24 protein-coding genes are annotated in these 25,699 nt (G+C 71.7%); 17 read left to right on the top strand and 7 right to left on the bottom strand.

All coding sequences use genetic code 11. The features are described from left to right. Nucleotides 1-104 precede the first annotated feature (104 nt). From ACFY5B_RS36245 to ACFY5B_RS36210, 8 genes are all read left to right on the top strand, one after another. Nucleotides 105-749 carry an HAD family hydrolase gene (locus ACFY5B_RS36245; RefSeq protein WP_389978390.1) on the top strand — a complete coding sequence of 215 codons (645 nt, stop codon included), beginning with the start codon at nt 105-107 and terminating at the stop codon, nt 747-749. Between the two features lie 88 nt (nt 750-837). After that, nucleotides 838-2,055, top strand: coding sequence for an MFS transporter (locus tag ACFY5B_RS36240; protein ID WP_389978388.1), 1,218 nt, complete (start codon nt 838-840; stop codon nt 2,053-2,055). After that, entirely contained in the window at nt 2,006-3,178 is a 1,173-nt protein-coding gene (locus tag ACFY5B_RS36235; protein ID WP_344467289.1) for an acetoin utilization protein AcuC, read from the top strand. Before ACFY5B_RS36240 ends, ACFY5B_RS36235 begins: the two co-directional genes overlap by 50 nt. Before the next feature lie 218 nt (nt 3,179-3,396). Beyond that, nucleotides 3,397-4,212 carry a phosphatase gene (locus ACFY5B_RS36230; RefSeq protein ID WP_389978384.1) on the top strand — a complete coding sequence of 272 codons (816 nt, stop codon included), beginning with the start codon at nt 3,397-3,399 and terminating at the stop codon, nt 4,210-4,212. Nucleotides 4,213-4,341: 129 nt separating this feature from the next. Then, nucleotides 4,342-4,554: a helix-turn-helix domain-containing protein gene (locus ACFY5B_RS36225; RefSeq protein WP_004984898.1), complete on the top strand. Its 213-nt coding sequence runs from the start codon at nt 4,342-4,344 to the stop codon at nt 4,552-4,554. A 156-nt stretch (nt 4,555-4,710) separates the two neighbouring features. Further along, nucleotides 4,711-4,809, top strand: coding sequence for a 30S ribosomal protein bS22 (locus tag ACFY5B_RS36220; RefSeq protein ID WP_003948845.1), 99 nt, complete (start codon nt 4,711-4,713; stop codon nt 4,807-4,809). A gap of 241 nt (nt 4,810-5,050) precedes the next feature. Continuing rightward, complete coding sequence (locus ACFY5B_RS36215) at nt 5,051-6,112, top strand: NAD-dependent epimerase/dehydratase family protein (protein ID WP_376641478.1); 1,062 nt, start codon at nt 5,051-5,053, stop codon at nt 6,110-6,112. 14 nt (nt 6,113-6,126) lie between these two features. Next, nucleotides 6,127-7,182 (top strand): 1-acyl-sn-glycerol-3-phosphate acyltransferase, encoded by a 1,056-nt coding sequence (locus ACFY5B_RS36210; protein ID WP_389978381.1) that lies wholly within the window; start codon nt 6,127-6,129, stop codon nt 7,180-7,182. A 202-nt stretch (nt 7,183-7,384) separates the two neighbouring features. Here the strand turns inward: ACFY5B_RS36210 and ACFY5B_RS36205 are convergent, their stop codons facing one another. The 3 genes from ACFY5B_RS36205 to ACFY5B_RS36195 all read right to left on the bottom strand — a co-directional run bounded on the left by ACFY5B_RS36205 (nt 7,385) and on the right by ACFY5B_RS36195 (nt 10,906). Further along, complete coding sequence (locus ACFY5B_RS36205; protein ID WP_389978378.1) at nt 7,385-8,632, bottom strand: DUF5667 domain-containing protein; 1,248 nt, start codon at nt 8,630-8,632, stop codon at nt 7,385-7,387. 236 nt (nt 8,633-8,868) lie between these two features. Continuing rightward, nucleotides 8,869-9,639: an ECF subfamily RNA polymerase sigma factor, BldN family gene (locus ACFY5B_RS36200; RefSeq protein ID WP_030840376.1), complete on the bottom strand. Its 771-nt coding sequence runs from the start codon at nt 9,637-9,639 to the stop codon at nt 8,869-8,871. Nucleotides 9,640-9,988: 349 nt separating this feature from the next. After that, nucleotides 9,989-10,906, bottom strand: a complete 918-nt coding sequence (locus ACFY5B_RS36195; RefSeq protein WP_351634472.1) for an HAD-IB family hydrolase — start codon at nt 10,904-10,906, stop codon at nt 9,989-9,991. A gap of 163 nt (nt 10,907-11,069) precedes the next feature. On the opposite strand from ACFY5B_RS36195, the gene ACFY5B_RS36190 reads away from it, so the two are divergent. The 5 genes from ACFY5B_RS36190 to ACFY5B_RS36170 all read left to right on the top strand — a co-directional run bounded on the left by ACFY5B_RS36190 (nt 11,070) and on the right by ACFY5B_RS36170 (nt 16,968). After that, a complete protein-coding gene (locus ACFY5B_RS36190) occupies nt 11,070-11,348 on the top strand; it encodes a glutaredoxin family protein (RefSeq protein ID WP_389978374.1) in 279 nt (92 codons plus the stop codon). A 313-nt stretch (nt 11,349-11,661) separates the two neighbouring features. Beyond that, nucleotides 11,662-12,426, top strand: coding sequence for a redox-sensing transcriptional repressor Rex (locus tag ACFY5B_RS36185; RefSeq protein ID WP_389978371.1), 765 nt, complete (start codon nt 11,662-11,664; stop codon nt 12,424-12,426). Beyond that, nucleotides 12,423-14,189 (top strand): glutamyl-tRNA reductase, encoded by a 1,767-nt coding sequence (locus tag ACFY5B_RS36180; protein WP_389978368.1) that lies wholly within the window; start codon nt 12,423-12,425, stop codon nt 14,187-14,189. The genes ACFY5B_RS36185 and ACFY5B_RS36180 overlap by 4 nt, the downstream gene beginning before the upstream one ends. Next, the gene (hemC, locus tag ACFY5B_RS36175) at nt 14,186-15,265 is read left to right on the top strand and encodes a hydroxymethylbilane synthase (protein ID WP_389978365.1); all 1,080 of its coding nucleotides are present in this window, start codon (nt 14,186-14,188) and stop codon (nt 15,263-15,265) included. Before ACFY5B_RS36180 ends, hemC begins: the two co-directional genes overlap by 4 nt. Then, entirely contained in the window at nt 15,262-16,968 is a 1,707-nt protein-coding gene (locus tag ACFY5B_RS36170) for a uroporphyrinogen-III synthase (protein ID WP_389978362.1), read from the top strand. The genes hemC and ACFY5B_RS36170 overlap by 4 nt, the downstream gene beginning before the upstream one ends. 39 nt (nt 16,969-17,007) lie before the next feature. On the opposite strand, the gene ACFY5B_RS36165 is transcribed toward ACFY5B_RS36170, so the two are convergent. Beyond that, a complete protein-coding gene (locus ACFY5B_RS36165) occupies nt 17,008-18,393 on the bottom strand; it encodes an FAD-binding oxidoreductase (RefSeq protein ID WP_389978359.1) in 1,386 nt (461 codons plus the stop codon). Between the two features lie 196 nt (nt 18,394-18,589). Here ACFY5B_RS36165 and hemB point away from each other — a divergent pair, with 196 nt between their 5' ends. Next, on the top strand, nt 18,590-19,588 hold the full coding sequence (hemB, locus tag ACFY5B_RS36160) for a porphobilinogen synthase (RefSeq protein WP_389978356.1): 999 nt from the start codon (nt 18,590-18,592) through the stop codon (nt 19,586-19,588). A 94-nt stretch (nt 19,589-19,682) separates the two neighbouring features. On the opposite strand, the gene ACFY5B_RS36155 is transcribed toward hemB, so the two are convergent. Further along, nucleotides 19,683-20,348, bottom strand: a complete 666-nt coding sequence (locus ACFY5B_RS36155) for a DUF4232 domain-containing protein (protein ID WP_389978353.1) — start codon at nt 20,346-20,348, stop codon at nt 19,683-19,685. Nucleotides 20,349-20,576: 228 nt separating this feature from the next. Here ACFY5B_RS36155 and ACFY5B_RS36150 point away from each other — a divergent pair, with 228 nt between their 5' ends. Continuing rightward, nucleotides 20,577-22,019 (top strand): helix-turn-helix domain-containing protein, encoded by a 1,443-nt coding sequence (locus ACFY5B_RS36150; protein WP_389978350.1) that lies wholly within the window; start codon nt 20,577-20,579, stop codon nt 22,017-22,019. Nucleotides 22,020-22,034: 15 nt separating this feature from the next. Here the strand turns inward: ACFY5B_RS36150 and ACFY5B_RS36145 are convergent, their stop codons facing one another. After that, the gene (locus ACFY5B_RS36145) at nt 22,035-22,400 is read right to left on the bottom strand and encodes a hypothetical protein (RefSeq protein ID WP_389978347.1); all 366 of its coding nucleotides are present in this window, start codon (nt 22,398-22,400) and stop codon (nt 22,035-22,037) included. Nucleotides 22,401-22,477: 77 nt separating this feature from the next. Here ACFY5B_RS36145 and ACFY5B_RS36140 point away from each other — a divergent pair, with 77 nt between their 5' ends. Together ACFY5B_RS36140 and ACFY5B_RS36135 are read left to right on the top strand one after the other, a co-directional pair. Continuing rightward, entirely contained in the window at nt 22,478-23,380 is a 903-nt protein-coding gene (locus ACFY5B_RS36140) for an SAM-dependent methyltransferase (protein WP_389978344.1), read from the top strand. 257 nt (nt 23,381-23,637) lie between these two features. Continuing rightward, on the top strand, nt 23,638-24,870 hold the full coding sequence (locus ACFY5B_RS36135; RefSeq protein ID WP_389978341.1) for a PLP-dependent aminotransferase family protein: 1,233 nt from the start codon (nt 23,638-23,640) through the stop codon (nt 24,868-24,870). Here the strand turns inward: ACFY5B_RS36135 and ACFY5B_RS36130 are convergent. After that, the gene (locus ACFY5B_RS36130; RefSeq protein WP_389978338.1) at nt 24,836-25,621 is read right to left on the bottom strand and encodes a DUF4253 domain-containing protein; all 786 of its coding nucleotides are present in this window, start codon (nt 25,619-25,621) and stop codon (nt 24,836-24,838) included. The two genes, ACFY5B_RS36135 and ACFY5B_RS36130, sit on opposite strands and share 35 nt — an antisense overlap. Between the last annotated feature and the right edge of the window lie 78 nt (nt 25,622-25,699).

The raw sequence follows: 25,699 nt of genomic DNA, 5'->3' as shown, positions 1-25,699 counted from the left end.
ACTGCAGGGGGGACCCTGTGGGAGAGTAGGACGCCGCCGAACAATTTTTGGGAAAACCCCCGCATCTTCGGATGCGGGGGTTTTCTGCGTTTAGGCTCAAGGCCATGCGCTATGACCTGGTGATCTTCGACAATGACGGTGTGCTCGTCGACAGCGAGCCCATCTCCAACCGGTTGCTCGCGGCGTACCTCACCGAACTGGGGCACCCCACCTCCTATGAAGAGTCCATTCGGGACTACATGGGATCCGCGATGCACCGCATTCACGAGCTGGTCCTCGAGCGCACCGGACAGCGGCTTCCGGAGGACTTCGACGACGTCTTCCACGCGCGGGTGTTCGCGGCGTTCGAGCAGGAGCTGGTGGCCGTGGCCGGGGCTTCCGTGGTGCTGGAGAAGCTGGCCGCCGACGGGGTGCCGTACTGCGTGGCCTCCTCCGGAAGTCATGAGCGGATCCGGGTGGGGCACCGGACGACGGGACTCGACCGGTGGTTCGACGAGGAGCGGATCTTCAGCTCGCAGGACGTGGGGCGGGGGAAGCCGGCCCCCGATCTCTTCCTGTACGCCGCCGGGAAGATGGGGGTCGAGCCGCAGCGGTGCGTCGTCATCGAGGACAGTCCGCTCGGCGTGCAGGCGGCCATCGCGGCGGGCATGGACGTCTACGGGTTCACCGCGATGACGTCGGCGGAGAAGCTGTCCGGGGCGCACCGGCTCTTCTCCGGCATGGAGGAGCTGGCCGACCTGCTGGTGTGAGGAGTTCCCGCGGCTCCGTCGAAGCTGAGGCAAATTCATCTTTGGCTGGATCTACCCACGAGTAAGCCGGGGCCCTACGCTCGCCGCCATGACAGATGTGCTGCGGCGCGGCAGGGCCTCGTTGGCGTTCGGCTTCTTGGTGCAGGGTGTCGCCTTCGCTCTGCTCGTGACGAGGATCCCGGCCATCCAGGACCGCTACGGGGTCTCCGACGCGCTGCTGCCCGCGTTTCTGGCCGCCGTGCCGATCCTCGCCGGAGTCGGGAGTGTGACCACCGAGCGGCTGGTGAAGCGGGTACCGCCGAGCCGGCTGCTGCGATGGTCCCAGCCCGTGGTGCTGCTGGCGCTGCTCGGGGTCGGGGCCGGGGAGCGGATGGTGGAACTCGGGGTCGCGCTCGCGGCGTTCGGCCTTGCCGTAGGGGTGCTGGACGCCTCGATGAACATGCTCGGAGTGAGCCTGCAGCGGTCGTACGGGCGCAGCATCATGCTCAGTTTCCACGCCGCCTACAGCCTGGGCGGGATCGTCGGGGCCTCGTTGGCCTGGGTGGGGGCGCACTGGCATCTGGCGTTGTGGGTGTCGTATCTGCCCGTCGTGCTGGTGCTGCTGCCGGCTGTGCTGGTGGGGAGCCGGTGGTACGTCGACGACCGGGGCGCCGCGTCGGTGCCGGAGGACCAGGCCGGGGAGGGCGGGGCGGTCGTCTTCAAGTGGCTGCTGCCGCTGTGTCTGGTGATGACGGTCGCGTACATCGGGGACTCGACGGTCTCCAACTGGAGTGCCAAGTATCTGCAGGACGTGCTCGGGAGCTCGGAGCAGATGGCGACGGTGCCGTTCAACGTGTACATGGCCACCACGCTGCTCGGGAGGGCGATCGGGGACCTCGGGGTGCGGCGGTTCGGAGCGGTCGCGGTGGTGCGGGGCGGTGCGCTCGTGGCGGCGGGCGGGTTCGCCGTGGTGGCCGCCGCGCCCGGGGCGTGGGTCGGGATGCTGGGGTTCACGCTGCTGGGACTGGGATTGTGCGTGCTGGTGCCGCAGACGTTCGCGGCGGCCGGAAGGCTGTTCCCGGGGGCTTCGGATGCGGCCGTGGCGCGGCTGAACGTCTTCAACTATGTGGGGTTCCTGATCGGTTCGCCGTTGGTCGGGGCGCTCGGGGATCTGTGGAGCTACCGCGGGGCCATGCTGGTGCCGATGGTGTTGGTGCTGGTGACGCTGGTGTACGCCCGGTCGTTCGGGGCTCAACCGGACCGATACGGTGGCGGGCATGAGCGGCCGCGCACAGCTGATGTGGGACGAGGCAGTAACGGGCTATGACTTCGGTCCGGGGCATCCGATGGACCCCGTCCGGCTCGCCCTGACCCGGAAACTGGTCGACGCCTTCGGGCTGGACCGTGAGGTGGACGTGGTCGCCGCGAGGGCGGCCGGGGAGTCGACGCTGCGGCTCGTCCACCGGCAGGACTACATCGGGGCGGTGAAGGCCGCGTCCGCGGATCCGGGGGCGGCGGACCAGTCGTACGGGCTGGGGACGATGGACGATCCGGCGTTCGCGGGGATGCACGAGGTGTCGTCGCTGATCGCCGGGCAGTCGGTCGGGGCGGCGGAGGCGGTGTGGCGGGGTGAGGCGCTGCACGCGGTGAACTTCGCGGGCGGGCTGCACCACGCGATGCCGGGCGGTGCCTCCGGGTTCTGCATCTACAACGACGCGTCGCTGGCGATCGCGCGGCTGCTGGAGCTCGGGGCGGAGCGGGTCGCGTACGTCGACGTCGACGTGCACCACGGGGACGGGGTGCAGGCGGCGTTCTGGGAGGACCCGCGGGTGCTGACGATCTCGCTCCACGAGCATCCCAGGACACTGTTCCCGCAGACCGGGTGGCCGGAGGAGACCGGGGCGGACTCCGCGGAGGGCTCGGCGGTGAACGTGGCGCTGCCGGCCGGGACGGGGGACGCCGGGTGGCTGCGGGCGTTCCACGCGGTCGTGCCGGAGCTGATCGCGGACTTCCGGCCGCAGGTGCTGGTGACGCAGCACGGGGCCGACACGCACTTCGAGGACCCGCTGGCACATCTGGCGGTGTCGCTGGACGCGCAGCGGGCCGTGCAGGTGGCCTGTCACGACCTGGCGCACGAGTACGCCGACGGGCGATGGGTGGCCCTGGGCGGGGGCGGTTACGCGGTGGTGGACGTGGTGCCGCGGTCCTGGACGCATCTGGTCGCGATCGCCGCGGGCCGGGCCGTGGAGCCCGAGGCGATGATCCCCGAGGGCTGGCGGCAGGAAGTGTTCGCGAGGACGCGGCAGTTGGCCCCGGCACGGATGACGGACGGACGCTGGCCCGTGTCCTGGTCCGGCTGGGAGGAGGGCTACGACCCGGCGGACCGGCTGGACCAGGCGGTGCTGGCGGCCCGGCGGGCGGTGTTCCCGCTGCGGGGGCTGCTGGCGTGAGGGGGGGAGGCCGGGCTTTGGGGCCTCGCGTGCGGTCGGCCCCGCAGACGCGGGGCCGACCGCACACTGCCGCTGACGACCGGCCCCGGGCCGGCCGTGCGGTGTTCGCCCGACGCGGGGCCGACCGCATGCTGAGGCGCACGGCACGTACTGGGCCGACCGTGCGGTGTTCGCCGGTTCCCGGGACAGGCCGCGTTCCGGTCACGCACGATCTTCATGTGCTGACCACCGAAGCCCTGCGCGCGCACCTGGTGGGCGCGCGGCTCGCCGGGACCGTGGCGACCTCGCGGGAGGAGAGCCTGCGCAGTTACCGGCTCTTCGCGGCCCGGGACCCCCGGGTGCTGCTCGGGATCGATCCCGAAGGTGCGTGGAGGCAGCGGGAGTTGATCGAGCTGATGGCGGACCGGTGTGGTGTTTCGGCCGATTCCCGACGGGTTTCCGGCCAGGACGTGATCGATCCGGAGCGGACCCTGGCGGCGCTGGACGCCTTCGCGGAACGCCTGGCCGAGGCCGCCCGGCGGGGTGCTCCCGTGCTTCTCGGCACCGGGCACCCGCACCGGCTGCTCGGTTTCTACGGCGCTCTCGCAGACGCTCTGTCGGCGGCGGGATGTGCCGTCCTCACTCCCGCGCAGGGTCGCCGTGTCGACATAACGACCCGGTTCGGTCTACGTACGTACAACCTCGACTACGTACGAGGAGTCGCGCTGGTGCGGACCCCCGGCCCCGAACGCCCCGGTTGTGAGCCCGGCGCACATACGCACTCACCTCTCCCGGTTCGTACCGTACTGGCCGCTTGCGCGGAGGCCGGCGGGCCTCTGCCCGAGCTGGTGATCGGAGACCACGGGTGGGTCTGCGGGGCAGGTCAGCTGGGGTTCGAGGCCATCGGGCCGGCCGATACGGACGACCCGGCGCTGTTCGTGGGGGAGGCCGAGGGGTCCGTCTCCGTCGTCGTTCCACTTGATGACGGCGTGCGGTCCCATTACTACCTGCCGCTTACCCGCTACGTACTCAATCGGGCGTGTCTGTCACAGTAGGCCGCCGATGGGTGCACCTCTTCCCCACTCGCATCACTGGCCCCTACATTGGGGAGTGAGCACGCAGCGACGAAGAGTCACCGGAAGGGGAAGCCGGTGGCCGTCGAGTGCGGAAGGTTCAGGTGTGTCATGGCTGCAGCTGGCGAGAGGCCTCTGAACGAGGTTCAGTTCCTTACCGTGGCGGAAGTCGCCTCGGTGATGCGAGTGTCGAAGATGACCGTGTACCGGTTGGTGCACAGCGGTCATCTGCCCGCGATCCGTGTGGGGCGGTCCTTCCGCGTCCCGGAGCAAGCGGTTCACGAGTACCTCCGCGAGAGTTACGTGGGGGTGGAAACCGCCTGACGGCAGGGCCGGGGCGATCCCCCACAGGGCACTTGGGGATCCCTCCGGCCTCCTCGATTACGACCTCAGCGCTCGGACGGGTAGGCTGGCCCCTCGTAGGTCGTATGGGCCCATGGCGCCCAAACACCGAGTGATGAGAAGTGAGCGAGGGTAGTCGTGGGCTCTGTTATCAAGAAGCGGCGCAAGCGGATGGCGAAGAAGAAGCACCGCAAGCTGCTCAAGCGCACGCGCGTTCAGCGTCGCAACAAGAAGTAAGTTCGCGACGCGGACGCCGCGAGAGCGTTGCTGTGGCCCCCCACCACCGGTGGGGGGCCACACGCATATGTGCGCCGGGCGGCGTCATGCGGCCCGGCGTCCTACGGCCGCGCTCCTGCGTCCGGCTGGCTTCGGTCACTTCGCGCATCGGGCGGTCATCACAGCGCGACAACAACCCGCTAAGTTGGCCCCACGGGGGAACGCGGCGGGGACGAGAGGTTCTGGAAGGAAGGCGCTGATCTTGGGCAAGGTCGTGCTCGTGACCGGAGTGGCCCGCCAGCTGGGGGGCCGGTTCGTCCGGCGGATCCAGCGGGACCCCGACGTCGACCGGGTCGTCGCCGTGGACGCGGTGCCGCCCGAGCATCATCTGGGCGGTGCGGACTTCGTCCAGGCCGACATCCGGCAGCCCGGCATCGCACGGGTGCTCGCCGAGACCGGCGCCGACACGATCGTCCACCTCGACGTGACGGGCACACCGCTGGGCAGCGGCAACCGGGCCTCCCTGAAGGAGACCAACGTCATCGGCACCATGCAGCTGCTCGGTGCCTGCCAGAAGTCCCCGGCCGTGCAGCGACTGGTCGTGAAGTCCAGTACGAACGTCTACGGCTCCGCGCCCCGCGACCCGGCCGTGTTCACCGAGACGACCCCGCCCAAGTCCCTGCCCAGCGGCGGCTTCGCCAAGGACACCGTCGAGGTCGAGGGCTACGTCCGCGGCTTCGCGCGCCGCCGGCCCGACGTGGCCGTGTGCGTGCTGCGGTTCGCCAACATCCTGGGCCCGACCGCGGACACCCCGCTCGCCTCGTACTTCGCGCTGCCGGTCCTGCCGACCGTGTTCGGCTACGACCCCAGGCTGCAGTTCGTACACGAGGACGACGTGATCGAGGTGCTGCGGATCGGCTCGCACGAACCCCGGCGGGGCACACTCAACAGCGGCACCTTCAACATCGCCGGCGACGGTGTGCTGCTGCTCTCGCAGTGCTCCCGGCGCCTCGGCCGCCCCACCGTGCCCCTGCTGCTCCCGGCCGTCACCTGGGCGGGCTCGCTGGTGCGTACGCTGGGGATGACGGACTTCTCGCCCGAGCAGATCCGGCTGCTCACGCACGGCCGGGTGGTGGCCACGGGCCAGATGCGAGAGACGCTGGGATTCCAGCCCAAGTACACGACCGCGGAGACGTTCGCGGACTTCGCCCGCAGCCAGGGCCCCGGACTCCTTCCACCGGAGGCCCTCGCGGGGGCCGTCGACCGGATCGCCGGTCTGCCCCTGGCGGGCGGCGGACACTCCCCGACGCAGAGCGCCAACTGAGGAGCGCATCAACGATGGCGGACGCCAAGGTCATTCCGTTCGACGACGACCGGTCCCGGGGGAGCGCCGCGCAGCGTCCCCAGCGGCGCCGGAGCGCCGGGAACCGCCGCCCGGACGCGGAGTCGGTGCCGGTGCGTGAGGTGCAGCCCCTGCCCACCAGGGCTGTCCCGCAGGATGATGTTCCTGTGACTTCTGAGGAACAGCCGCCGGAGCCTTCCCGGGACGGTGGGGGCGGGCTGGAACGGCGGATCGCGGGCGGCCTCGCCTTCCTGCGCCGCCGCCTCACCGGGGACTACGAGGTCGACGACTTCGGCTACGACGAGGAACTCACCGACCAGGTCCTGATGTCGCTGCTGCGCCCGCTGTACGACACGTACTTCCGGGTCGAGGTGAAGGGCATCGAGAACATCCCGTCCGAGGGCGGGGCCCTGATCGTCGCCAACCACTCCGGCACCCTGCCGATGGACGGCCTGATGATGCAGGTCGCCGTGCACGACAACCACCCGGCGGGCCGGCATCTGCGGCTGCTGGCCGCCGACCTGGTGTTCATGCTGCCGGTGGTCAACGAGCTGGCCCGCAAGCTGGGCCACACCCTGGCCTGCGCCGAGGACGCGTCCCGGCTGCTGGAGCAGGGCGAACTGGTCGGGGTGATGCCGGAGGGCTTCAAGGGCCTCGGCAAGCCCTTCGCGGACCGCTACAAGCTGCAGCGCTTCGGCCGCGGCGGTTTCGTCTCGACGGCGCTGCGCGCGGGGACGCCGATCGTGCCCTGCTCGATCGTCGGGGCGGAGGAGATCTACCCGATGATCGGCAACGCCAGGACGGTCGCGCGGCTGCTGGGCTTCCCGTACTTCCCGATCACACCGACGTTCCCGTGGCTGGGGCCGCTCGGGGCGATTCCGCTGCCGACCAAGTGGACGATCCAGTTCGGCGAGCCGATCCCCACGGACGGCTATCCGCCGGAGGCGGCGGAGGACCCGATGCTGATGTTCAACCTGACCGACCAGGTCAGGGAGCAGATCCAGCACACGCTTTACAAGTTGCTGGTGCAGCGGCGGTCGGTGTTCTTCTGAGGCCGACGTTCGCGACAGCCCGTCGGTCGCTCGGAACCGCCGGACGGGGTCCGGCGCAGCTGTCCGAAGCCTGCGGAGCAGTGCGAGGGCGGCAGACAGCAGGGGCCAAGTTGCTGGTGCAGCGGCGGTCGGTGTTCTTCTGACCAGTCCGGTACGACGGTGGGGCGCTCCCTCAGCTGAGGGAGCGCCCCACCGTCGCCGTCTAGTCCGCGTCCTCGCTGTCGATGCCCAGGCCGGGCAGCAGACCGGGCAGGAGGGGCGGGAGTGTCACATCCGGCTCGGGGACGGGTGTGTGGCCCTCCGCCGACGGGGAGGTGCTGGCCTCGTTGTCCTTCGGCGGGTCGAGCAGGCCGCCGGTGTTGCCGCCGAGCAGGCCGTCGCTGTCGCTGCCGGAGCCGGCCGAGCGGCTGGGGCTGCCGCTGCCACTGCCGGTGCTGTGCTCGTCGCTGTGCCTGCCGCCGCCGTCGCTGGGACGGGTCGAGCGGCCCGGGCCCGAGGAGCCGCTGGGAGCCGACTCGGAGGCGCCCTGCCGCTTGCCGTCGCCGCCGCTCGTGGCCGGGGGCTCGGGCAGCAGGGAGCGCAGCGGGGCGACGTCCTCCTCTATGGCGTCGAAGACGGACGACACCTCCCGGCTGACGTCCCCGAGCTGGACGGGCAGTCGCTCGCGCAGTTCGCCCCAGGCCTCGCGGTGGGAGCGGGAGAACGCGGACAGGGCCTGGATGGGGCCGAGTGAGTCCGGGTCACGCTCGTACGCCTCGCTCAGCAGCCGGTGGCCCTCCGACGCGTCGTGCCGCATGCCGGACAGGGCGCGTCGGATCTCGCCGAGGGACTCGTGGTCCAGGGGGCCGCTGCGGCCTCGCTCCATCAGGCGGCGGGCTTCACTGAGCCGGGTGGAGGCGTGGTCGAGATAGACCCGGCCGCGCTCGTCCGCCCCGTCGGCGAGGCCGAGCTTGACGTCCTCGATGCCGCGCTTCAGGCCGTAGAGCGAGTCGCCGGGAAGGGCGTCCGAGCTGGCGGCGGAGACTCCGCCGAAGGCGCTCGCGGCGACCCCGACGCTGAGTCCGCCCGCGGTGAGGCCCTTGGCGAGCCGGGAACGCGGCCGGAACTTCTTCAGTGAACCCGCGCGGTGCGCCCCGCGGGCCCGGGATCGCTGTTCGGGAACCGCACTGTCCGTCGCCCCGCCCGCGGTGCCCTCCTGGAGCATGGCCTCGAAGGCGGCCACCAGCTGGGCCCGCTGGACGACCTTGACCTCCGGGTCGAGCTCCGGCTTGGGCAACGCGCCGAGCCCCGAGGCGAGCGCCAGATGGCGGGCCTGTTCGCTCGTTTCCGCGGTGGCCGGGGCCGGTGCCGATCCTTCGGGCTGCTCGGCCGCCGGGCCCTGCTCGGACTGCTCCTCGAGGGCCTGGGCGAAGGCGTTCGCCCGCCGGTGCGCCGATACGTTCGCGATCACTGGCGGCACCTCCTCTCGTCATGACGGTCGACTCCCCAGGGGGTCCTGAGGGTTGCACACCCTGAACACGACCACACGATCGAGTGACCTGAGTCGGCCAGGGGGTGACCACAGGGAGCCTGCATTCCGCACAACGAGCGGCGTGGCACATGGGTTACGGACTCCGGCTGATCGGATGCCGAAGTCAACGGACTTTCACGGTCCGTGAGTTGGGTGTCGCCGAGCGTGCCGGTCGGTCAGCGGGCGTCTTCCGGGAGCAGCCGGGCGAGGGTGCGGACGGCCCGGTACTGGAGGGTCTTGATGGCGCCCTCGTTCTTGCCCATCACCCGGGCGGTCTCGGCCACGGAGAGGCCTTGGAGGAAGCGGAGCGTCACGCACTCCTGCTGCTGGGGGTTGAGCCGCCGTACGGCGTCGAGCAGGGCGGCGTTGGAGAGGGACTCCAGGACGGAGTCCTCGGGGGAGCGCTCGACCTCGTTGGCGTCGAGCATCTCGCCGGTGGTGACCTCCAGCCGGAACCGGCTGGACTTGAAGTGGTCCGCGACGAGGTTGCGGGCGATGGTCACGAGCCAGGCGCCGAAGTCGCGGCCCTGCCAGGTGAAGGTGCCGATGCGGCGCAGGGCACGCAGAAAGGTCTCGCTGGTCAGGTCCTCGGCGGTCGCCTTTCCTCCGACCCGGTAGTAGATGTACCGGTAGACGGTGTCGCTGTACTGGTCGTAGAGGCGGCCGAAGGCGTCGGACTCGCCGGCCTGGGCGCGCTCCACGAGGTCCATCATCCGGGCGCTGTCGCTGTCCGCCGCCGGACGGCGGGCGGTGGCCGCCCCGGACGGGCGGCCTCGTCTGCCGACCGCAGCGCTGCCGTCGGCCAGTGCGTAGCACGGGCCGACGGGCGCGGCGGTGGCGAATGCGGGGACGGCGTACGCGGTGGGGACGAAGCCGCGCAACAGGTCTTGGACCGTTGCGCGCAGCGTAGCCAGGCCCGAGGCGTCAACCCCGACGTGTGGGTACACGGGACTCCCAGAGGCAGAGCTTCCATCACGTGCAGTGCGGGACCTTTCACCCGTCGTAGCGACGGAGGGGTACCGGTTTGCGTCTGAGGAGAATAACGCTTCGTGCAGGCGCTGCTACACCGAGTTGCTCAAATCGTCGATTACGTCGCTTCCGTAACCGATTGACGCCGGATCAAGTGCCGGAGCGTGACCGATTGTTGATCGGAAAGCTTCGGATTGCGGCTGAGTGCAGGGCGTGTTGTGGCCGTGTGCAGCCAAGAGGACTGGAGAGGAGGTTGTGGGGGTACGCCAGTTGGATTTACGGCGATTGTCAGGCCGCAAACATCCGTGTTCCGGTTTGATCAGGTGGTCAGCGGCGACGGCGGTGCAGGGCGATGGCGGCCGCCGTGCCGCCCGCGACCGCGCCGACGCCCGCCGCGGCCGGGATGCCGACCTTGGCCGCTTTGCGGCCCGTGCGGTAGTCGCGCAGACGCCAGTCCAGCTGCCGGGCGTGCTTGCGCAGCTTGCTGTCCGGGTTGATGGCGTAGGGGTGGCCGACCAGGGAGAGCATCGGGATGTCGTTGTGCGAGTCGCTGTAGGCGGCGCAGCGGCCGAGGTCCAGGCCCTCGGCGGCGGCCAGGGCGCGGACGGCCTCGGCCTTCGCGGGGCCGTGCAGCGGTTCGCCGACGAGCTTGCCGGTGTAGACGCCGTCGACGGACTCGGCGACCGTGCCGAGGGCGCCGGTCAGGCCGAGGCGGCGGGCGATGACCGTGGCGATCTCGACGGGGGCGGCCGTCACCAGCCAGACCTTCTGGCCGGCGTCCAGATGGGCCTGGGCGAGGGCGCGGGTGCCGGGCCAGATGCGCTCGGCCATGTACTCGTCGTAGATCTCCTCGCCGATCGACTGCAGCTCGGCGACGCGGTGGCCCTGGACGATCGACAAGGCCGACTCGCGGGCCTCCTGCATGTGCTCGGGGTCCTCGACGCCGGCGAGGCGGAACCACGCCTGCTGCCAGGCGAACTTGGCGAGGTCGCGTGTCTCGAAGAACTTCCGCTTGTACAGGCCCCGCCCGAAGTGGAAGATCGCCGCGCCCTGCATGACGGTGTTGTCCAGGTCGAAGAAGGCGGCGGCCTGGTCGTCGCCGTGGACCGGGAACTGCGGTTCCTCGGTCGTGCCGGCGGCTTCCTGCGTGGACTTGCGGGCTGCCTCCGCCGAGGCCTCGCCTGCCAAAACGCTCCGCGCCGTGGCGGAGCGCCTACGGGGAGTGAGCCATCCGAGAGCGGCCATGGCGTGAGCATAGCCAGTTTGTTCGGGGGTTCCGGAGTCGGAAGGTTGGGGGCGTGTGAACTCTCGGCAAGCATGTCGTCAAAAGACGCCGTGCGGGACGGACGCGGCCGGCGTGTCCGCCGGGGCTTTCGCGGGGGTTCCGCTTGTCCGCGGGCGCGCGACAATGGCCGACATGAGTTCCCTCTTCCGCCGTAGGCCCTCCGGCGACCGGCTCGTCACCCTGATCCGCAAGCCCGGCTGTCATCTGTGTGATGACGCACAGGTCGTTGTGGAGAAGGTGTGCGGTGATCTGGGAGTCCCCTGGGAGCAGAAGGACATCACCGAGGATCGGGAACTGCACGACCAGTACTGGGAGCAGATCCCGGTCGTGCTGGTGGACGGCAGGCAGCACACGTTCTGGCGCGTGAACGAGGGTCGCCTGCGCAAGGCGCTGACCGACTGATCCCGCCCGGTGAGTGACTGACCGATCAGTCCAAAGGGGCCGCCAGGTCGCTTAGGATCGATGGCGGCTTGGTCTCGGGGGCGGGATTCACTGAGGAGAGTGTGCGGTTTTGCCCCCAGAAGACAAGGAACGGTGGCGCTCAGGTGCCGGTTCCCTGCGCGTGCGCCGGGGGCGCGTGACCCCGGTCACGTTGGCCGGGCAAATCGGACACCATCTTTGTGCACGCGTTCACAAAGACATAGCCTGCTTTCGACGGGGCGGTCATGTAGGGACGTATGACCGCCTACAGCCCCGCTCTACCCGCAGGAGCACCGTGGCAACTGGCCGAACTCACCGACCGGCGACCCGCAGCCGAGGGATTCCCGAGGCCACCGTCGCCCGGCTTCCGCTGTACCTCCGCGCTCTGACCGCGTTGTCGGAGCGCTCGGTTCCCACGGTCTCCTCCGAGGAGCTCGCGGCCGCGGCGGGGGTCAACTCCGCGAAGCTGCGCAAGGACTTCTCCTACCTCGGCTCCTACGGGACCAGGGGTGTCGGCTACGACGTCGAGTATCTCGTGTACCAGATCTCCCGCGAACTGGGGCTCACCCAGGACTGGCCGGTCGTGATCGTCGGTATCGGCAACCTCGGCGCCGCCCTCGCCAACTACGGCGGTTTCGCCTCCCGCGGGTTCCGGGTCGCCGCGCTGATCGACGCCGACCCGGCCATGGCCGGCAAGCCCGTCGCCGGCATCCCCGTGCAGCACTCCGACGACCTGGAGAAGATCATCCAGGACAACGGCGTGTCGATCGGTGTCATCGCCACCCCCGCCGGTGCCGCCCAGGCGGTCTGCGACCGGCTCGTGGCCGCCGGTGTCACTTCCATCCTGAACTTCGCGCCGACGGTGCTGTCCGTCCCGGACGGCGTCGACGTGCGCAAGGTCGACCTCTCCATCGAGCTGCAGATCCTCGCCTTCCACGAGCAGCGCAAGGCCGGGGAGGAGGCCGCCGCCTCCGACGGGGGCGTCCCCACCGCCGCCGCCCGCAGCGACTCCGCCGATCAGGGACCCGACGGGGACATGCCCGCCGTGATGCCGGCATGAGCCTCCTCGTCGTCGGACTCAGCCACCGCAGCGCCCCGGTCAGCGTGCTGGAGCGGGCCGCGCTGAACGCGGACGCGCAGGTCAAGCTGCTCCAGGACACGGTCGCCGCGGAACCGGCCTCCGAGGCCGCGGTGCTCGCCACCTGCAACCGCATCGAGCTCTACGCCGACGTGGACAAGTTCCACGCCGGTGTCGCCGAGCTGTCCACGCTGCTCGCCCAGCACAGCGGCGTCGGCCTGGAGGAACTCACTCCCTATCTCTACGTGCACTACGAGGACCGGGCCGTCCACCACCTGTTCTCGGTGGCCTGCGGGCTCGACTCGATGGTCGTCGGCGAGGGGCAGATCCTCGGGCAGATCAAGGACTCCCTGGCCCGGGCGCAGGACCTGCACTCCGCGGGCCGCCTGCTGAACGACCTGTTCCAGCAGGCCCTGCGGGTGGGCAAGCGCGCCCACTCCGAGACCGGCATCGACCGCGCCGGCCAGTCCCTGGTCACCTTCGGCCTGGAGCAGCTGGCCCGGGGCGGGGACGTACAGCAGTGGGCGCGGGGCAAGAAGGCCCTGGTCATCGGGGCCGGGTCGATGTCCTCCCTGGCCGCGGCCACGCTCGCGCGGGCCGGGGTCGCCGAGATCGTCGTCGCCAACCGCACCTTCGACCGCGCCGAGCGCCTGGCTCAGATCCTCATGGAGGGCGACGACACGGACGTGGCGGCCCGCGCGGTACCGATGGAGTCGGTGCCGGCCGAGCTGACACGTGCCGACGTCACCGTCTCCTGCACCGGCGCGACGGGCCTGGTCCTGACGGCCGACTCGGTCGCCGAGGCGATCGGGGGCCGTACGCCCGCGCCGTCGGCCGCGCCCGGCGAGGACGGGCCGGGGGCGCCGGGCGGCCGGTCCGGAGCCGCGGCCGGAGCACCGCGCGAGGGCGCGTCGGGCACCGGCCTCGGCAGCGAGGACGGTTGTCCGCTGGACCTGTCCGCGGTGCAGGGCACGGCCGGGTTCTCCGTGCTGGGCGAGGCCGCCGTGGCCGGGATGGCCGCCGCCGACCTCGAACAGCACGCGGCGTGGGTCGACAACGGCACGGTGGGCGGCGACCGGCGTGCGGGCGGTCCGGCCCGGCCGGGACAGACCGGCACGCTCGACCCGGCCGCGGACACCGACGCCATCGCCGCGCTCGCCGCGACCGTCGCCACCGTCGGGCGGATCCCCGAGCGGCGCCGGCCCGAGCCCGTCGAGGAGCCGTGGCGGCCCGAGCCCGTGCTCTTCCTGCTGGACCTCGCGATGCCGCGCGACATCGACGCGGCCGTGCACCGGTTGGCCGGGGTGCGGCTGGTGGACATCGAATCGCTGGCGGAGGCCTCCGCGGGCGCTCCGATGGCTGCCGATGTGGACCAGGTCCGGCGTATCGTCTCAGACGAGGTCGCGGCCTTCGGGGCAGCACTGCGGGCGGCGCACATCACGCCGACCGTGGTCGCCCTGCGCACCATGGCCGCCGACGTCGTGGCCGGCGAGATCGCCCGGCTGGACGGGCGGCTGCCCGGTCTCGACGACAAACACCGAGCGGAGATCACCCAGACCGTGCGGCGCGTGGTCGACAAACTGCTCCACGCGCCGACCGTGCGGGTCAAGCAACTCGCGGCCGAACCCGGCGGCGCCGGGTACGCGGACGCGCTGCGGACCCTGTTCGACCTCGACCCCGAGACGGTGGCCGCCGTCTCCCGGGCCGAGGACAGCACCACCGAGAAAGACCGAGGGCCGGCATGAACGACACGCGTGAGCCGCGGGGGCGCGCCGGCGCCGAGGGCACGAGCGCGCGGAGGCCCGACGGGCTGAGCACGGTCGGCTCCTCGGCACCGGCTGAGGCGCCCCTGCGGGGAACGGATGCAAAAGGGGCGCTGAGGCTCGGCACCCGCCGCAGCAGGCTCGCCATGGCCCAGTCCGGGCAGGTGGCGGAAGCCGTGAGCCGGGTGACCGGGCGGCCCGTCGAGCTCGTCGAGATCACCACGTACGGCGATGTCTCGCGCGAGCAGCTCGCCCAGATCGGCGGCACCGGCGTGTTCGTGACCGCCCTGCGCGACGCACTGCTCAAGGGTGAGGTCGACTTCGCGGTGCACTCGCTGAAGGACCTGCCGACCACGCAGCCCGACGAACTGGTCGTGGCCGCCGTGCCGGTGCGCGAGGACCCGCGGGACGTGATCGTCGCCCGGGACGACCTGAAGTTCACCGACCTGCCCTCCGGGGCCCGCATCGGTACGGGTTCGCCGCGCCGCATGGCGCAGCTCAACGCGTACGCCCGCAGCCACGGCCTGGACATAGCGACCGTCCCGATCCGCGGCAACGTCGACACCCGCATCGGGTTCGTCCGCAGCGGGGAGCTCGACGCCGTCGTGCTGGCCGCCGCCGGACTGAACCGGATCGGCCGCGGCGACGAAGCGACCGACTTCCTGTCGGTCGACACGGTTTTGCCCGCCCCCGGCCAGGGGGCCCTGGCGATCGAGTGCACCGCGGGCAACGCGGACCTCATCGCCGCGCTCGCCGAACTCGACGACCCGTTCACGCGGATCGCCGTGACGGCCGAGCGATCACTGCTCGCCGCCCTGGAGGCCGGCTGCAGCGCTCCCGTGGGCGCTTTGGCCGACTTGCTGGCCGACGGGCAGACTGTCAAGGAAATGCGCCTGCGCGCCGTCGTCGGGACGACCGACGGCACGCGCATGGTGCAGCTGTCCACCACCGGTCCCGTGCCCGAGACGCACGACGGGGCAATGGCGCTCGGTCGCGAACTCGCGGCCGAGATGCTCGCCCAGGGCGCGGCCGGTCTGATGGGGGAGCGAGCACATTGAGCCCCACCACCCTTTCCGCCGGTCCTGAACACGGGCACGTCACCTTCCTGGGTGCCGGACCCGGAGATCCGGGACTGCTTACTCTGCGCGCCGTGGAGGCGCTGGCGAGCGCGGACGTCCTCGTCGCCGAGCACGAGGTGCTCGACGTCGTACGTCAGCACGCCAGGCAGGGCGTCTCCGAGGTGCACACGGACCCGGGTCCTTCCCAGGATCCGGCTCCGGGCACAGGAGCGCCCCAGCTGACGGTAGTTGACGGCACGTCAACCGCCGTCGCCGCCCCCGCGGTGCGGGATGCCGCACATCTTGTCATGGAGGCCGCGCGGGGCGGCAGGCGGGTCGTGCGTGCGGTGTCCGGGGACCCGGGCCTCGACACGTACGCCGCCGAGGAGATGCTGGCGTGCGCCGCCGCCGGGGTGCCCTTCGAGGTCGTCCCCGGCATCGCGAGCGCCGTCGGTGTGCCCGCGTACGCCGGTGTGCCGCTGCGGGACGCGCAGGGCGCGGACGTGCGGTTCGTGGACGCGCGGACGGCGTCGGACCGGTGCTGGACGGAGGTCGGGGCGTCGGACGGCACGGTCGTCGTCTCCACGACGCTGGACTCCGTCGCGGCGGCCGCCGGCGAGCTCGTCTCCGCCGGGCGCAAGCCGGACACCCCGATGACGGTCACCGTCGCCGGTACGACCACCCGGCAGCGCACCTGGTCCGCCACGCTCGGCACGATCGCGCAGACGCTGAAGCAGGCCAAGGTGCTGCCCTCGCCGGAGGGCGGCCGGCCGGTGATAGCCGTGGTCGGTGAGCGTTCCGCCGCCGCCCAGCGCGACCAGCTCGCGTGGTTCGAGTCCAAGCCGCTGTTCGGCTGGAAGGTGCTCGTGCCGCGTACGAAGGAGCAGGCGGCGTCGCTCTCCGACCAGCTGCGGTCGTACGGGGCCGTGCCGCACGAGGTGCCGACGATCGCCGTCGAACCGCCGCGCACGCCCCAGCAGATGGAGCGCGCGGTCAAGGGGCTCGTCACGGGCCGCTACGAGTGGATCGCCTTCACCTCGGTCAACGCGGTCAAGGCCGTACGGGAGAAGTTCGAGGAGTACGGGCTCGACGCGCGTGCCTTCGCGGGCATCAAGGTCGCGGCCGTGGGCGAGCAGACGGCGAACGCGCTGATCGCGTTCGGTGTGAAGCCGGACCTGGTGCCCAGCGGTGAGCAGTCGGCCGCCGGTCTGCTGGAGGACTGGCCGCCCTACGACCCGGTCTTCGACCCGATCGACAGAGTGTTCCTGCCGCGTGCCGACATCGCCACGGAGACGCTGGTGGCGGGGCTGATCGAGCTCGGCTGGGAGGTCGACGACGTCACGGCCTACCGGACCGTGCGGGCCTCGCCGCCGCCGGCGGAGACCCGTGAGGCGATCAAGGGCGGCGGTTTCGACGCCGTTCTCTTCACGTCGTCCTCCACCGTGCGGAACCTGGTCGGCATCGCCGGCAAGCCGCACAACGTCACGGTGATCGCGTGTATCGGCCCGGCCACGGCGAAGACCGCCGAGGAGCACGGGCTGAGGGTGGACGTCATGGCTCCCGAGCCGTCCGTCCACAAGCTGGCCGAAGCCCTGGCCGACTTCGGCGCGAAGCGCCGGGTGGCGGCCGTGGAGGCCGGGGACCCGGTGACGCGGCCGAGCGAGCGGCGGCCGGGGGCGCGGCGGCGGCGGTCGACGACCTGAGCGGCACCGGCTGAGCCACTGCCGCTACCGGCGCTGCGGCTACGCGGGAGTCACCGCGTGGCCGTAGCGCAGCAGGTTGTCCGGGTCGTAGACGGCCTTGTCGTGGCGCAGGCGTGCGTAGACCTCGGGGGTCCAGGCGCGGGCGCGGTCCTGGTCGTCGCCGGGGGTTCCGTGGATGTTGACCATGGTGCGGCCCGTGCCGTACGGGGTCATGGCGGTGTAGAGGCGGCGCGTCGCCTGTTCGACGGCCTCGGCGACGGGCGGGGCGGGCATGATGCCGACCGACTCCATGAAGTAGCGGGCGTCTCGGGCGCAGACGGCGTCCTCGACGGCCGAGGGGCGGGACAGGGCGCCGCCCATGTGCCGCAGTGAGGCGACCAGCAGCGGGTGGTCGGCGCCGGCCCCGGGGCCGACCTGCTCCAGGAACGTGCCGACGGCCTCGGGGGGCAGGTCGCTCAGGAGCATGCAGCACTCCCGTGCCGGGAGCGGGTCCTGCGGTTCCATGTGGATGCGGTCCAGGTCCGCGTGTTCCATCTCCTCGACCAGGTCGACGGCCACGGGTGCGACGTCCCGCAGTGGTGCGATCAGGGTCTCCCCTTCGGCCGGGTCGCCCGGCCAGGCGATCGCGACCCGAGCCCAGAAGCCTCCGCGTAGGGGCTCGGGGATCTGCGGGATCGGCGGCAGGCGCAGGACCGAGAACATGCTGCACATCGCGTCGGGGACGGTGAGGGTCCAGTCCTTCCAGGCGCGCAGCAGGGCTTCCGTGTGCTCGGCGTGGCAGTACAGGCCGCCGCCGTAGAGGCGGGGCAGCGGCAGCAGTTCGGTCACCAGCGACGTGACGACGCCTACGTTGCCCTTGCCGCCGCGCAGCGCCCAGAACAGTTCCGGTTCGTGCCGGGGGTCCGACTCGCGCAGGTGCCCGTCCGGGGTGACGACCTGGAAGGAGCGGACCAGGTCGGCGGCGTATCCGTAGGCCCGGCCGAGGACCGGGAGCCCGCCGCCGAGGGTGTAGCCGACGACGCCCGCGTCCGTGGAGGTGCCGCACAGGCCCGCCAGGCCGTGAGGGGCGGCCGCGGCCATGACGTGGCTCCACTTGGCGCCGGCAGCGATGGTTGCGGTGCGGGTGGTGGGGTCTACGTGGACGTCCGTCATGCGGGACGTGTTGATCAGCAGGCCGTGTTCGATCGGGAAGTTGGCGCCGTGGCCGGTGGCCTGGACGGCTACGGGGGTGCGGGTGGCGTGCGCCCAGCGCATCGCGGTGACGATGTCGTCGGGCCCGGTGGCGCCTATGGCCACGTCGGGGGTGTGCAGGGAAGCCAGGTTGAAGCCGGTGACTTCGTCGGCGTAGGCGCGTTCGCCGGGGCGGACGACGGGACCGTTGATCTCCGAGAGGGCGAAGAGGTCGGGCATGTGGGGGGCGGTCATCGCGTCCTCCGTGGGGGGCGTACGGAGGGACGGCGGCGAGCGAGCGGCCCGTCGGGGTCCGTGTCCTTGTTGATTTCAGGATGGACCTGGGGAGGGGCGGGCGCATCGCGGGACCGTGGGTGCACCCATCGGGGACGCTCGGGCGCCGACATCGCGTCGGCATCGGGGCTTTTCGGGCGGGCGTAGCGTAGAGGGCATGACGACGTACGGATCTTTCCCCGGTACTCGGCCGCGGCGGTTGCGGACCAACCCCGTGATGCGTCGGATGGTCGCCGAGACCCGACTGCACCCCGCCGATCTCATCCTCCCGGCCTTCGTGCGCGAGGGCGTCAGCGAGCCCGTGCCGATCGCCGCCATGCCGGGGGTCGTGCAGCACACCCGGGACAGTCTGAAGAAGGCCGCAGCGGAGGCGGTCGCGGCGGGGATCTCCGGGATCATGCTGTTCGGCGTGCCGGAGGAGTCCAAGAAGGACGCGCTCGGGACGCCGGGGACCGACCCGGACGGGATCCTCCAGGTCGCCCTGCGGGACGTGCGGGCCGAGGTGGGCGACGACCTGCTCGTCATGTCCGACCTGTGCCTCGACGAGACGACCGACCACGGGCACTGCGGCGTGCTCGACGCGCAGGGGCGGGTCGACAACGACGCGACCCTGGAGCGGTACGCCGAGATGGCCCAGGTGCAGGCCGACGCCGGCGCCCATGTCGTCGGGCCCAGCGGGATGATGGACGGGCAGGTCGGGGTCGTCCGCGACGCGCTCGACCAGATCGGCCGGGAGGACGTCGCGATCCTCGCCTACACCGTCAAGTACGCCTCCGCCTTCTACGGGCCGTTCCGGGAGGCCGTCGGCTCGTCGTTGCAGGGTGACCGGAAGACCTACCAGCAGGACCCCGCGAACATCCGGGAGTCGTTGCGCGAGCTCGCCCTCGACCTGGAGGAGGGCGCCGACATGGTGATGGTCAAGCCGGCCGGGCCCTACCTGGACATCCTCGCCCGGGTCGCGGACGCCGTGGACGTGCCGGTTGCCGCGTACCAGATCTCCGGCGAGTACTCGATGATCGAGGCCGCCGCGGAGAAGGGCTGGATCGACCGGGACCGCGCGATCCTGGAGGCGCTGACCGGCATCCGGCGGGCCGGTGCGCGCAGCATCCTCACCTACTGGGCCACCGAAGTGGCCCAGAAGCTCAAGGAACAGTAGGTCCCGGGCGTCAGCGGTTCTCGGGTGCCTGCCGGCCCTGGGCGTCAGTAGGACAGGGCGTCAGTCGGCCCCGGGCGTCAGTCGGCCCCGGGCGTCAGTAGGACAGGGCGTCGTCCATGTCCCGCAGCCAGTAGGTGACCGTCAGCGTGCTGTCGTAGTACACGCCCTTGGCCGGCAGGGTCGGGACCGCCGAGGGGCCGCCGTCGCTGTTCGGCGTGCGGCCCTGGAAGCCGACCGTGAGTTTGTGACTGGTGGTGCCCCACTCGCCGCTGCCGTCGGCCGCCGACAGCGAGACGCCCGCGTAGCCGGATTCGCCGGGGGCCAGGGTCACCACCGCCTGCGGCTGGGAGTCCTCGATCGGCCGCGGCGCCCACTGCATCTCGTCGAAGCGCAGCAGCGGGTAGTAGGTGAGATCGCACGTCTTCGAGCCGGTGTTCTTCACCGTGAGCAGCATGTGGTTGACGGGGCGGCGGACGGGCCGAGCGGTGACGGTGGTGTTGGAGCCGTTGCAGGAGACCCGGGTGGCCGTGGTGCCCTTCGCCTCCTTCGCCTCCTTCACGCCTTTCACGCTCTTCGTGCCCTTGTTGGCCTTCGTGGCCTTCGTGGCCTTCGTGGCCTTCGTGGCCTGCTGGGCCGCGACGGTCGCCGAGGCCGGCTCGGGGTGGGCGGCTCCCCCGTCCTTCGTGCCTGTGCCGTCCTGGCATGCCGTCAGGGCGAGGGCGGCCAGGAGGGCGACGGGCAGGGCGCGGTACTTGCGCATGCTTGCGTTTCCTTTCGGACAAAGGCGGTGGGTAAGCAGGCCCGGGTGGGTCGCGCTGCCGGTGGGCCGGCAACGGCGTGCTTGGATGACCAGAGCTTGTGCGGTGATTCGTCCCCGCCACCAGACCAGGCGGCACATCAAGGACGTTGGAACGCCCGCACATGCTCTGACCAGGGAGAACAGTCATTCCCTGGAACGGGGGAACGGGACACGGGGCGTGGAGGGGCAGTGTCGGAGGGCACGACCGCGGCGGAGTTCGCCGCGCTGTTGGGGGAGTTGAAGGAGCGCTCGGGGCTGAGCTACGGGGTGCTCGCCAAGCGGCTCCACATGAGTACGTCGACGCTGCACCGGTACTGCAACGGGGATGCCGTGCCGACTGATTACGCGCCGGTGGAGCGGCTCGCCCGGCTGTGCAAGGCGTCACCCACGGAACTCGTCGAGCTCCACCGGCGGTGGGTCCTGGCGGACGCCGGGCGGGCGCGCAAGGGGAGCGGCGGTACGAGGAGTGCCGATGCAGGGAGCGGTGGTACAGGGAGCGGTGGTACAGGGAGCACCGGTACGAGGCGTGGCGCTGCGGAGGTGACCTCTGCTGCGGGGGCCGACGTCCCGGCGTCGGGCACGGCTGAGTCCGCGGACGCCGACGTCCCCGCGCCGGAGGAGTCCCAGGACGCCGACGCACCCGAGCCGGAGGAGTCCCAGGACGCCGACGCACCCGAGCCGGGGCAGCCCGCGGGCCAGCGCCGCCGCCGTGCCGTCCTCGCCGGTGTCGCCGCAGCCGTGGTCCTCGGTGGGGTCGGCCTCGCCGTGGCCGTCCCCTCGGGCGGGGACGACGAGGGGCGGCGCGGACCGGCCGTGGCCTCCGGCGGTGCCCGAGCGCCGGAGAGGCAGGACACGGCGGCCTCCGTGTCGCCCTCGGCCGTCTCGCCCTCCAAGGACGGCGAGGACAAGAACGTGGGCAGGGACCGGGAGAAGGAGGAGAAGGCGAGTCCCTCCGCGCCCCCCGCCTCGGCCTCCGCCACCGGCGGGGCCGGCCGCCCGGGCCGTGACGCCGCCCCCGCCGCCGCTCCTCTCACCGTGACCACGGAACCGCACGCCTGGGAGAGCCCCTGCTCCCAGCGCTATCTGGTGAATCTGCCGCCGGGGCAGGTCAAGCCGCCGCCGCCGGAGCCGGGCGCGCCCGGCTGGGTGGCGGCGATGGGGGCCGTGCCGTCCGGGGAGCAGTTCCTGAAGCTGACCGTCCAGGGGGCGGGCAAGGAGACCGTGGTCGTCAAGGGGCTGACGGTCCGGATGGCCGGCAAGCGCGCGCCGCTGGCGTGGAACGACTACGCCATGGGGTATCCGGGCGTCGGCTGCGGCGGTGGCATGCCGACCAGGTTCTTCACGGTCGCCCTCGACGCCGCGCGCCCCGGGGTCGTGCCGGACGCGGGGCACGCGAACTTCCCCTTCACGGTGAGTGAGAGCGACCCCGAGATGTACTACATCCGGGCCGACGCCTCCGCGTACGACGTCAGTTGGTACCTGGAGCTGGCCTGGTCCAGCGGGGGCCGGACGGGCACGCTGACCGTGGACGACCACGGGCGGCCCTTCCGTACGAGCGGCAACAACGGGCGTCCGGCCTACGAGTTCCCGCTGGGTGGTGAGAAGTGGGTCGAGGAGGGGACGACGCAGTAGTCGCCCGGGGGCGGCTCAGTGGAACTCGTGGACCAGCTCGATCTTTCCGGCGATGTGGGCGTTGAACTCGTCGAGTTCCTCGGCCGGGACCCACAGCTCCAGGATGGTGCGGCCGCCGGCCTGCTGGACCGGGTAGCGGGTCAGGAACTCGGTGTCGACCTCGAAGCGGGTGACGAAGCCGGCGCCGTCGTGCTTGACGTTCCAGTCGCGGGCGATCTTGATGGCGTAGTCCTCGTCGAGGACCGGGTAGAAGATCGGCTGCTCGGGGAGCCGGGGCGGCCAGGCGCGCCAGTCGAGGTCCCGGACCAGGTCCAGCTCCTTGGGGCCGGTGGGGCGCCAGAGGGTCGTGGTCGGTCGGCTGTCGTTCTGCACGGGCACCATCAAATCAGTTGAACCGTTAGGTTGTTGACCGTCGTAGTGGTTGTTGATTGAACTACACACTCTTCAGGGAGACGTCCATGTCCGGTGACGCCCTCAGCCAGGATCCCGCCGAGCTGCAGAGGAGGATCGACAGCAGCAAGGCGCACCCGGCCCGGGTCTACGACGTATTCCTCGGCGGCAAGGACCACTACCCCGCCGACCGGGACGCGGCGGCCGCCGCGCTGGCCGCCAACCCGCGCGGGTACCTCGACGTCCGGCACAACCGCGACTTCCTCCGGCGCGCGGTGACCGCGCTCGTGGAGCAGGACGGCATCCGGCAGTTCCTCGACATCGGGACCGGGCTGCCGACCGCCGAGAACGTGCACCAGATCGCGCAGCGCGTCGCGCCCGAGTCGCGGGTCGTGTACGTCGACAACGACCCGGTGGTGCTCGCGCACGCGCGCGCCCTGCTGACCAGCGGCCCCGAGGGGCGCACGGACTACATCGACGCCGACCTCCGCGACCCGGACCGCATCCTCGAACAGGCCGCCAAGACCCTGGACTTCGACCAGCCCGTCGCGCTCTGCCTGGTCGCGATCCTGCACTTCGTCGCCGACGAGGAGGCCTATCCGCTGGTGAGCGGGCTGCTGGACGAACTGCCCGTCGGCAGTCGGCTGGTGCTGAGTCACCTCACCGAGGACCTCAACCCCGAGAACATCCGCGCGGTCCAACGGACGTACACCGAACGCGGCTTCACCTTCGTGCTGCGGTCCCGGGCCGACGTCGAGCGGTTCTTCACCGAGAACCGGCTGGAGATCGCCGACCCTGGAGTCGTCCCCGCGCACCGCTGGCGGCCCGACCACGCCGCCCCCGTCCCCGAGCAGCCGGAGGAGTCCTTCCTCGCCGGGCTGGAGGAGATCGAGAAGGTGCGGTACCGCGACATCAACGACGTCACGGACGCGGACATCAACGTGTACGCGGCGATCGGCGCGAAGGGGTGAGCCGCGGGTTCCGGGGGCTCGCAGGGTTGGCGTGAAGGGGTGAGCCGCGGGTTCCGGGGGCCCGCAGGGTTGGCGCGAAGGGGGTGAGCCGCGGGTTCCGGGGGCCCGCAGGGTTGGCGCGAAGGGGGTGAGCCGCGGGTTCCGGGGCCGCGTCCGTGTGCGCACGGCGTCCGGATCCCGGAAACCTGCTTGTAGGCGGCACGTACTTCCCTAGGCTGCGGGGCACCAGGCGTCACCGCAGCCGAAGGAGCCGTGTCATGACCGTCGCCGAGCCCCTGCCCACCCACTCTCCCGTGCCGCCCCTGGCCGCGCGGGCGCGGGCCGTCGGCGGCTCTCCGGTACGGGACATCCTCGCCGTCACCGCCCGCCCCGAGGTGATCAACTTCGCGGGCGGACTCCCGGCACCGGAGCTGTTCGACGCCCAGGGCATCGCCGCCGCGTACGAGGCCGTGCTCGCCGAGGCGCCCGCGCGGGCGTTGCAGTACTCCACCACCGAGGGCGAACCCGCGCTGCGGGACGCGCTCGCCGCCCGCACCACCGCGCGCGGTCTGCCGACCGGCCCCGACGACCTGCTCGTCACCACCGGCTCCCAGCAGGCGCTTTCGCTCCTGGCCACCGCGCTCCTCGAACCCGGGGACACCGTCCTCGTCGAGAATCCCTGCTATCTGGCGGCCCTCCAGGCCTTCGGCTTCGCAGGGGCGCGGATCGTGGCCGTGCCCGGCGACGAAAACGGCATCGACCCCGGGGCACTGGAGGAACTCGTCGTGCGGGAGCGGCCCAAGCTGCTCTACACCGTGCCGACCTTCCAGAACCCCACCGGCCGGACCCTGCCCGCAGGGCGACGCGCCGCCGTGGCCGCCGTCGCCGCCCGGCGCGGCCTGTGGATCGTCGAGGACGACCCCTACGGCGAGCTGCGCTACGACGGTGAGCGCGTGCCGTGGATCGCCGCCCACCCGGGCGCCGAGGACCGGACCGTGCTGCTCGGCAGCTTCTCCAAGGTCATGGCACCCGGGCTGCGGCTGGGCTGGCTGCGGGCGCCCGGGGAGCTGAGGCGGGCCTGTGCCGTCGCCAAGCAGGCCGCCGACCTGCACACCCCGACCGTCAACCAGCTCGCCGCGGCCCGCTACCTCACCGACAACGACCTGGACGCCCATGTCGCCCGCGTCGCCGGCGTGTACCGCGAACGTCGCGACGCGATGCTCTCCGGACTGGCCGGGGCACTGCCCGACGGGTCGGTCTGGAACCGGCCCGAGGGCGGCATGTTCCTCTGGGCGCGCCTGCCCGAGCCGTACGACACGACGGCCCTGCTGCCGCAGGTGGTCCGCCAGAACGTGGCCTACGTCCCCGGCGCGCCCTTCTACGCCGGCACGCCCGACCGGACGACCCTGCGGCTGTGCTTCGTGACCCAGACGCCCGAGGAGATCACCGAGGGGCTGCGCCGGCTGGGGGAGGGGCTCAGTCCCACCAGAAGTGCCACGTCCGCTGGTTGAGGACCTGGTGATCGGCGTAGGCCCCAAGGGTCGGATGCGTGCCCTGGTGGATGTTGTCGGGGCAGAACGCGAAGTGCTCGGCGGCGACGGCTTGCGCGGCGGCCGCGGTGGTGGGCGGGCTCGCCACGGACACCAGCAGGTGATCGAAGCCGAGGGCCACGACGCGTATGCCGAAGCGGTCCTCCCAGGAGCGCAGCACCGCGCTGAGCCGGGCCGTGTCGCCCTCGTGGTTCGCCGGGCCCGTCCAGCCGATCGCCGCCGGGAGGTCCGCGCTGCGCCGGGCCGGGACCAGGGCGAGGCGGGGCTCCTTGAACGGGCCGCCGTCGCCGAGCAGGGCGTCCGCGACGTCGGCGGCCAGGGCGTCCGGGTCCCGGCCCCGGCCGGAAGGCCCGGCCGGTCCTGGCCATGCCTCGCCCTGTGCGGCGTACTCCTCCCAGTACTCGGCGAGCACCTCCTCCGCGTCGTGGTCCCCCGGGTAGGACACCTTGCCGGGCATCAACTCCCAGCGGTCCGGCCCGCCATGGCCGTCGCCCGTCTCCAGCACGAGGGGCAGCAGGCCCGACCGGCGGCCCGGCTCCAGTGCCGCCCAGCCGCCCGGAAGGGCCCGTCCGTCCGCGCACCACAGCAGAGGCTCGTGCCAGGGGCCCTCGTCGGTGGTGTCGAGGAGCGTCCCGGCGGGGAGCCGAAGGCCGAGCGAGCCGCCGCTCGGGTCCGCCGCCAGCGTCGGCAGGGGATTGGGAAGAGTCGCCATGGTGGTGACTGTAGAGCCGGCCACTGACATCCCGACCGGCCCCGCGACCGTCATGGCGGACAGAACCTGACCTAGTGG

Source organism: Streptomyces sp. NPDC013187 (genome assembly GCF_042899705.1).
GTDB classification, from domain to species: Bacteria; Actinomycetota; Actinomycetes; order Streptomycetales; family Streptomycetaceae; genus Streptomyces; species Streptomyces hawaiiensis_A.
Note: the sequence above shows the minus strand (reverse complement) of the source record. Positions and strands in the feature narration are given on the sequence as shown.

Bases quoted from the DNA above. Each gene is read 5' to 3' on its own strand.
- ACFY5B_RS36245 (WP_389978390.1), top strand. From the start codon at position 105: ATGCGCTATGACCTGGTGATCTTCGACAATGACGGTGTGCTCGTCGAC.
- ACFY5B_RS36240 (WP_389978388.1), top strand. From the start codon at position 838: ATGACAGATGTGCTGCGGCGCGGCAGGGCCTCGTTGGCGTTCGGCTTC.
- ACFY5B_RS36235 (WP_344467289.1), top strand. From the start codon at position 2,006: ATGAGCGGCCGCGCACAGCTGATGTGGGACGAGGCAGTAACGGGCTAT.
- ACFY5B_RS36225 (WP_004984898.1), top strand. From the start codon at position 4,342: ATGGCTGCAGCTGGCGAGAGGCCTCTGAACGAGGTTCAGTTCCTTACC.
- ACFY5B_RS36210 (WP_389978381.1), top strand. From the start codon at position 6,127: ATGGCGGACGCCAAGGTCATTCCGTTCGACGACGACCGGTCCCGGGGG.
- ACFY5B_RS36195 (WP_351634472.1), bottom strand. From the start codon at position 10,906: ATGGCCGCTCTCGGATGGCTCACTCCCCGTAGGCGCTCCGCCACGGCG.
- ACFY5B_RS36190 (WP_389978374.1), top strand. From the start codon at position 11,070: ATGGCCGACATGAGTTCCCTCTTCCGCCGTAGGCCCTCCGGCGACCGG.
- ACFY5B_RS36180 (WP_389978368.1), top strand. From the start codon at position 12,423: ATGAGCCTCCTCGTCGTCGGACTCAGCCACCGCAGCGCCCCGGTCAGC.
- hemC (WP_389978365.1), top strand. From the start codon at position 14,186: ATGAACGACACGCGTGAGCCGCGGGGGCGCGCCGGCGCCGAGGGCACG.
- ACFY5B_RS36165 (WP_389978359.1), bottom strand. From the start codon at position 18,393: ATGACCGCCCCCCACATGCCCGACCTCTTCGCCCTCTCGGAGATCAAC.
- hemB (WP_389978356.1), top strand. From the start codon at position 18,590: ATGACGACGTACGGATCTTTCCCCGGTACTCGGCCGCGGCGGTTGCGG.
- ACFY5B_RS36155 (WP_389978353.1), bottom strand. From the start codon at position 20,348: ATGCGCAAGTACCGCGCCCTGCCCGTCGCCCTCCTGGCCGCCCTCGCC.
- ACFY5B_RS36145 (WP_389978347.1), bottom strand. From the start codon at position 22,400: ATGGTGCCCGTGCAGAACGACAGCCGACCGACCACGACCCTCTGGCGC.
- ACFY5B_RS36140 (WP_389978344.1), top strand. From the start codon at position 22,478: ATGTCCGGTGACGCCCTCAGCCAGGATCCCGCCGAGCTGCAGAGGAGG.
- ACFY5B_RS36135 (WP_389978341.1), top strand. From the start codon at position 23,638: ATGACCGTCGCCGAGCCCCTGCCCACCCACTCTCCCGTGCCGCCCCTG.
- ACFY5B_RS36130 (WP_389978338.1), bottom strand. From the start codon at position 25,621: ATGGCGACTCTTCCCAATCCCCTGCCGACGCTGGCGGCGGACCCGAGC.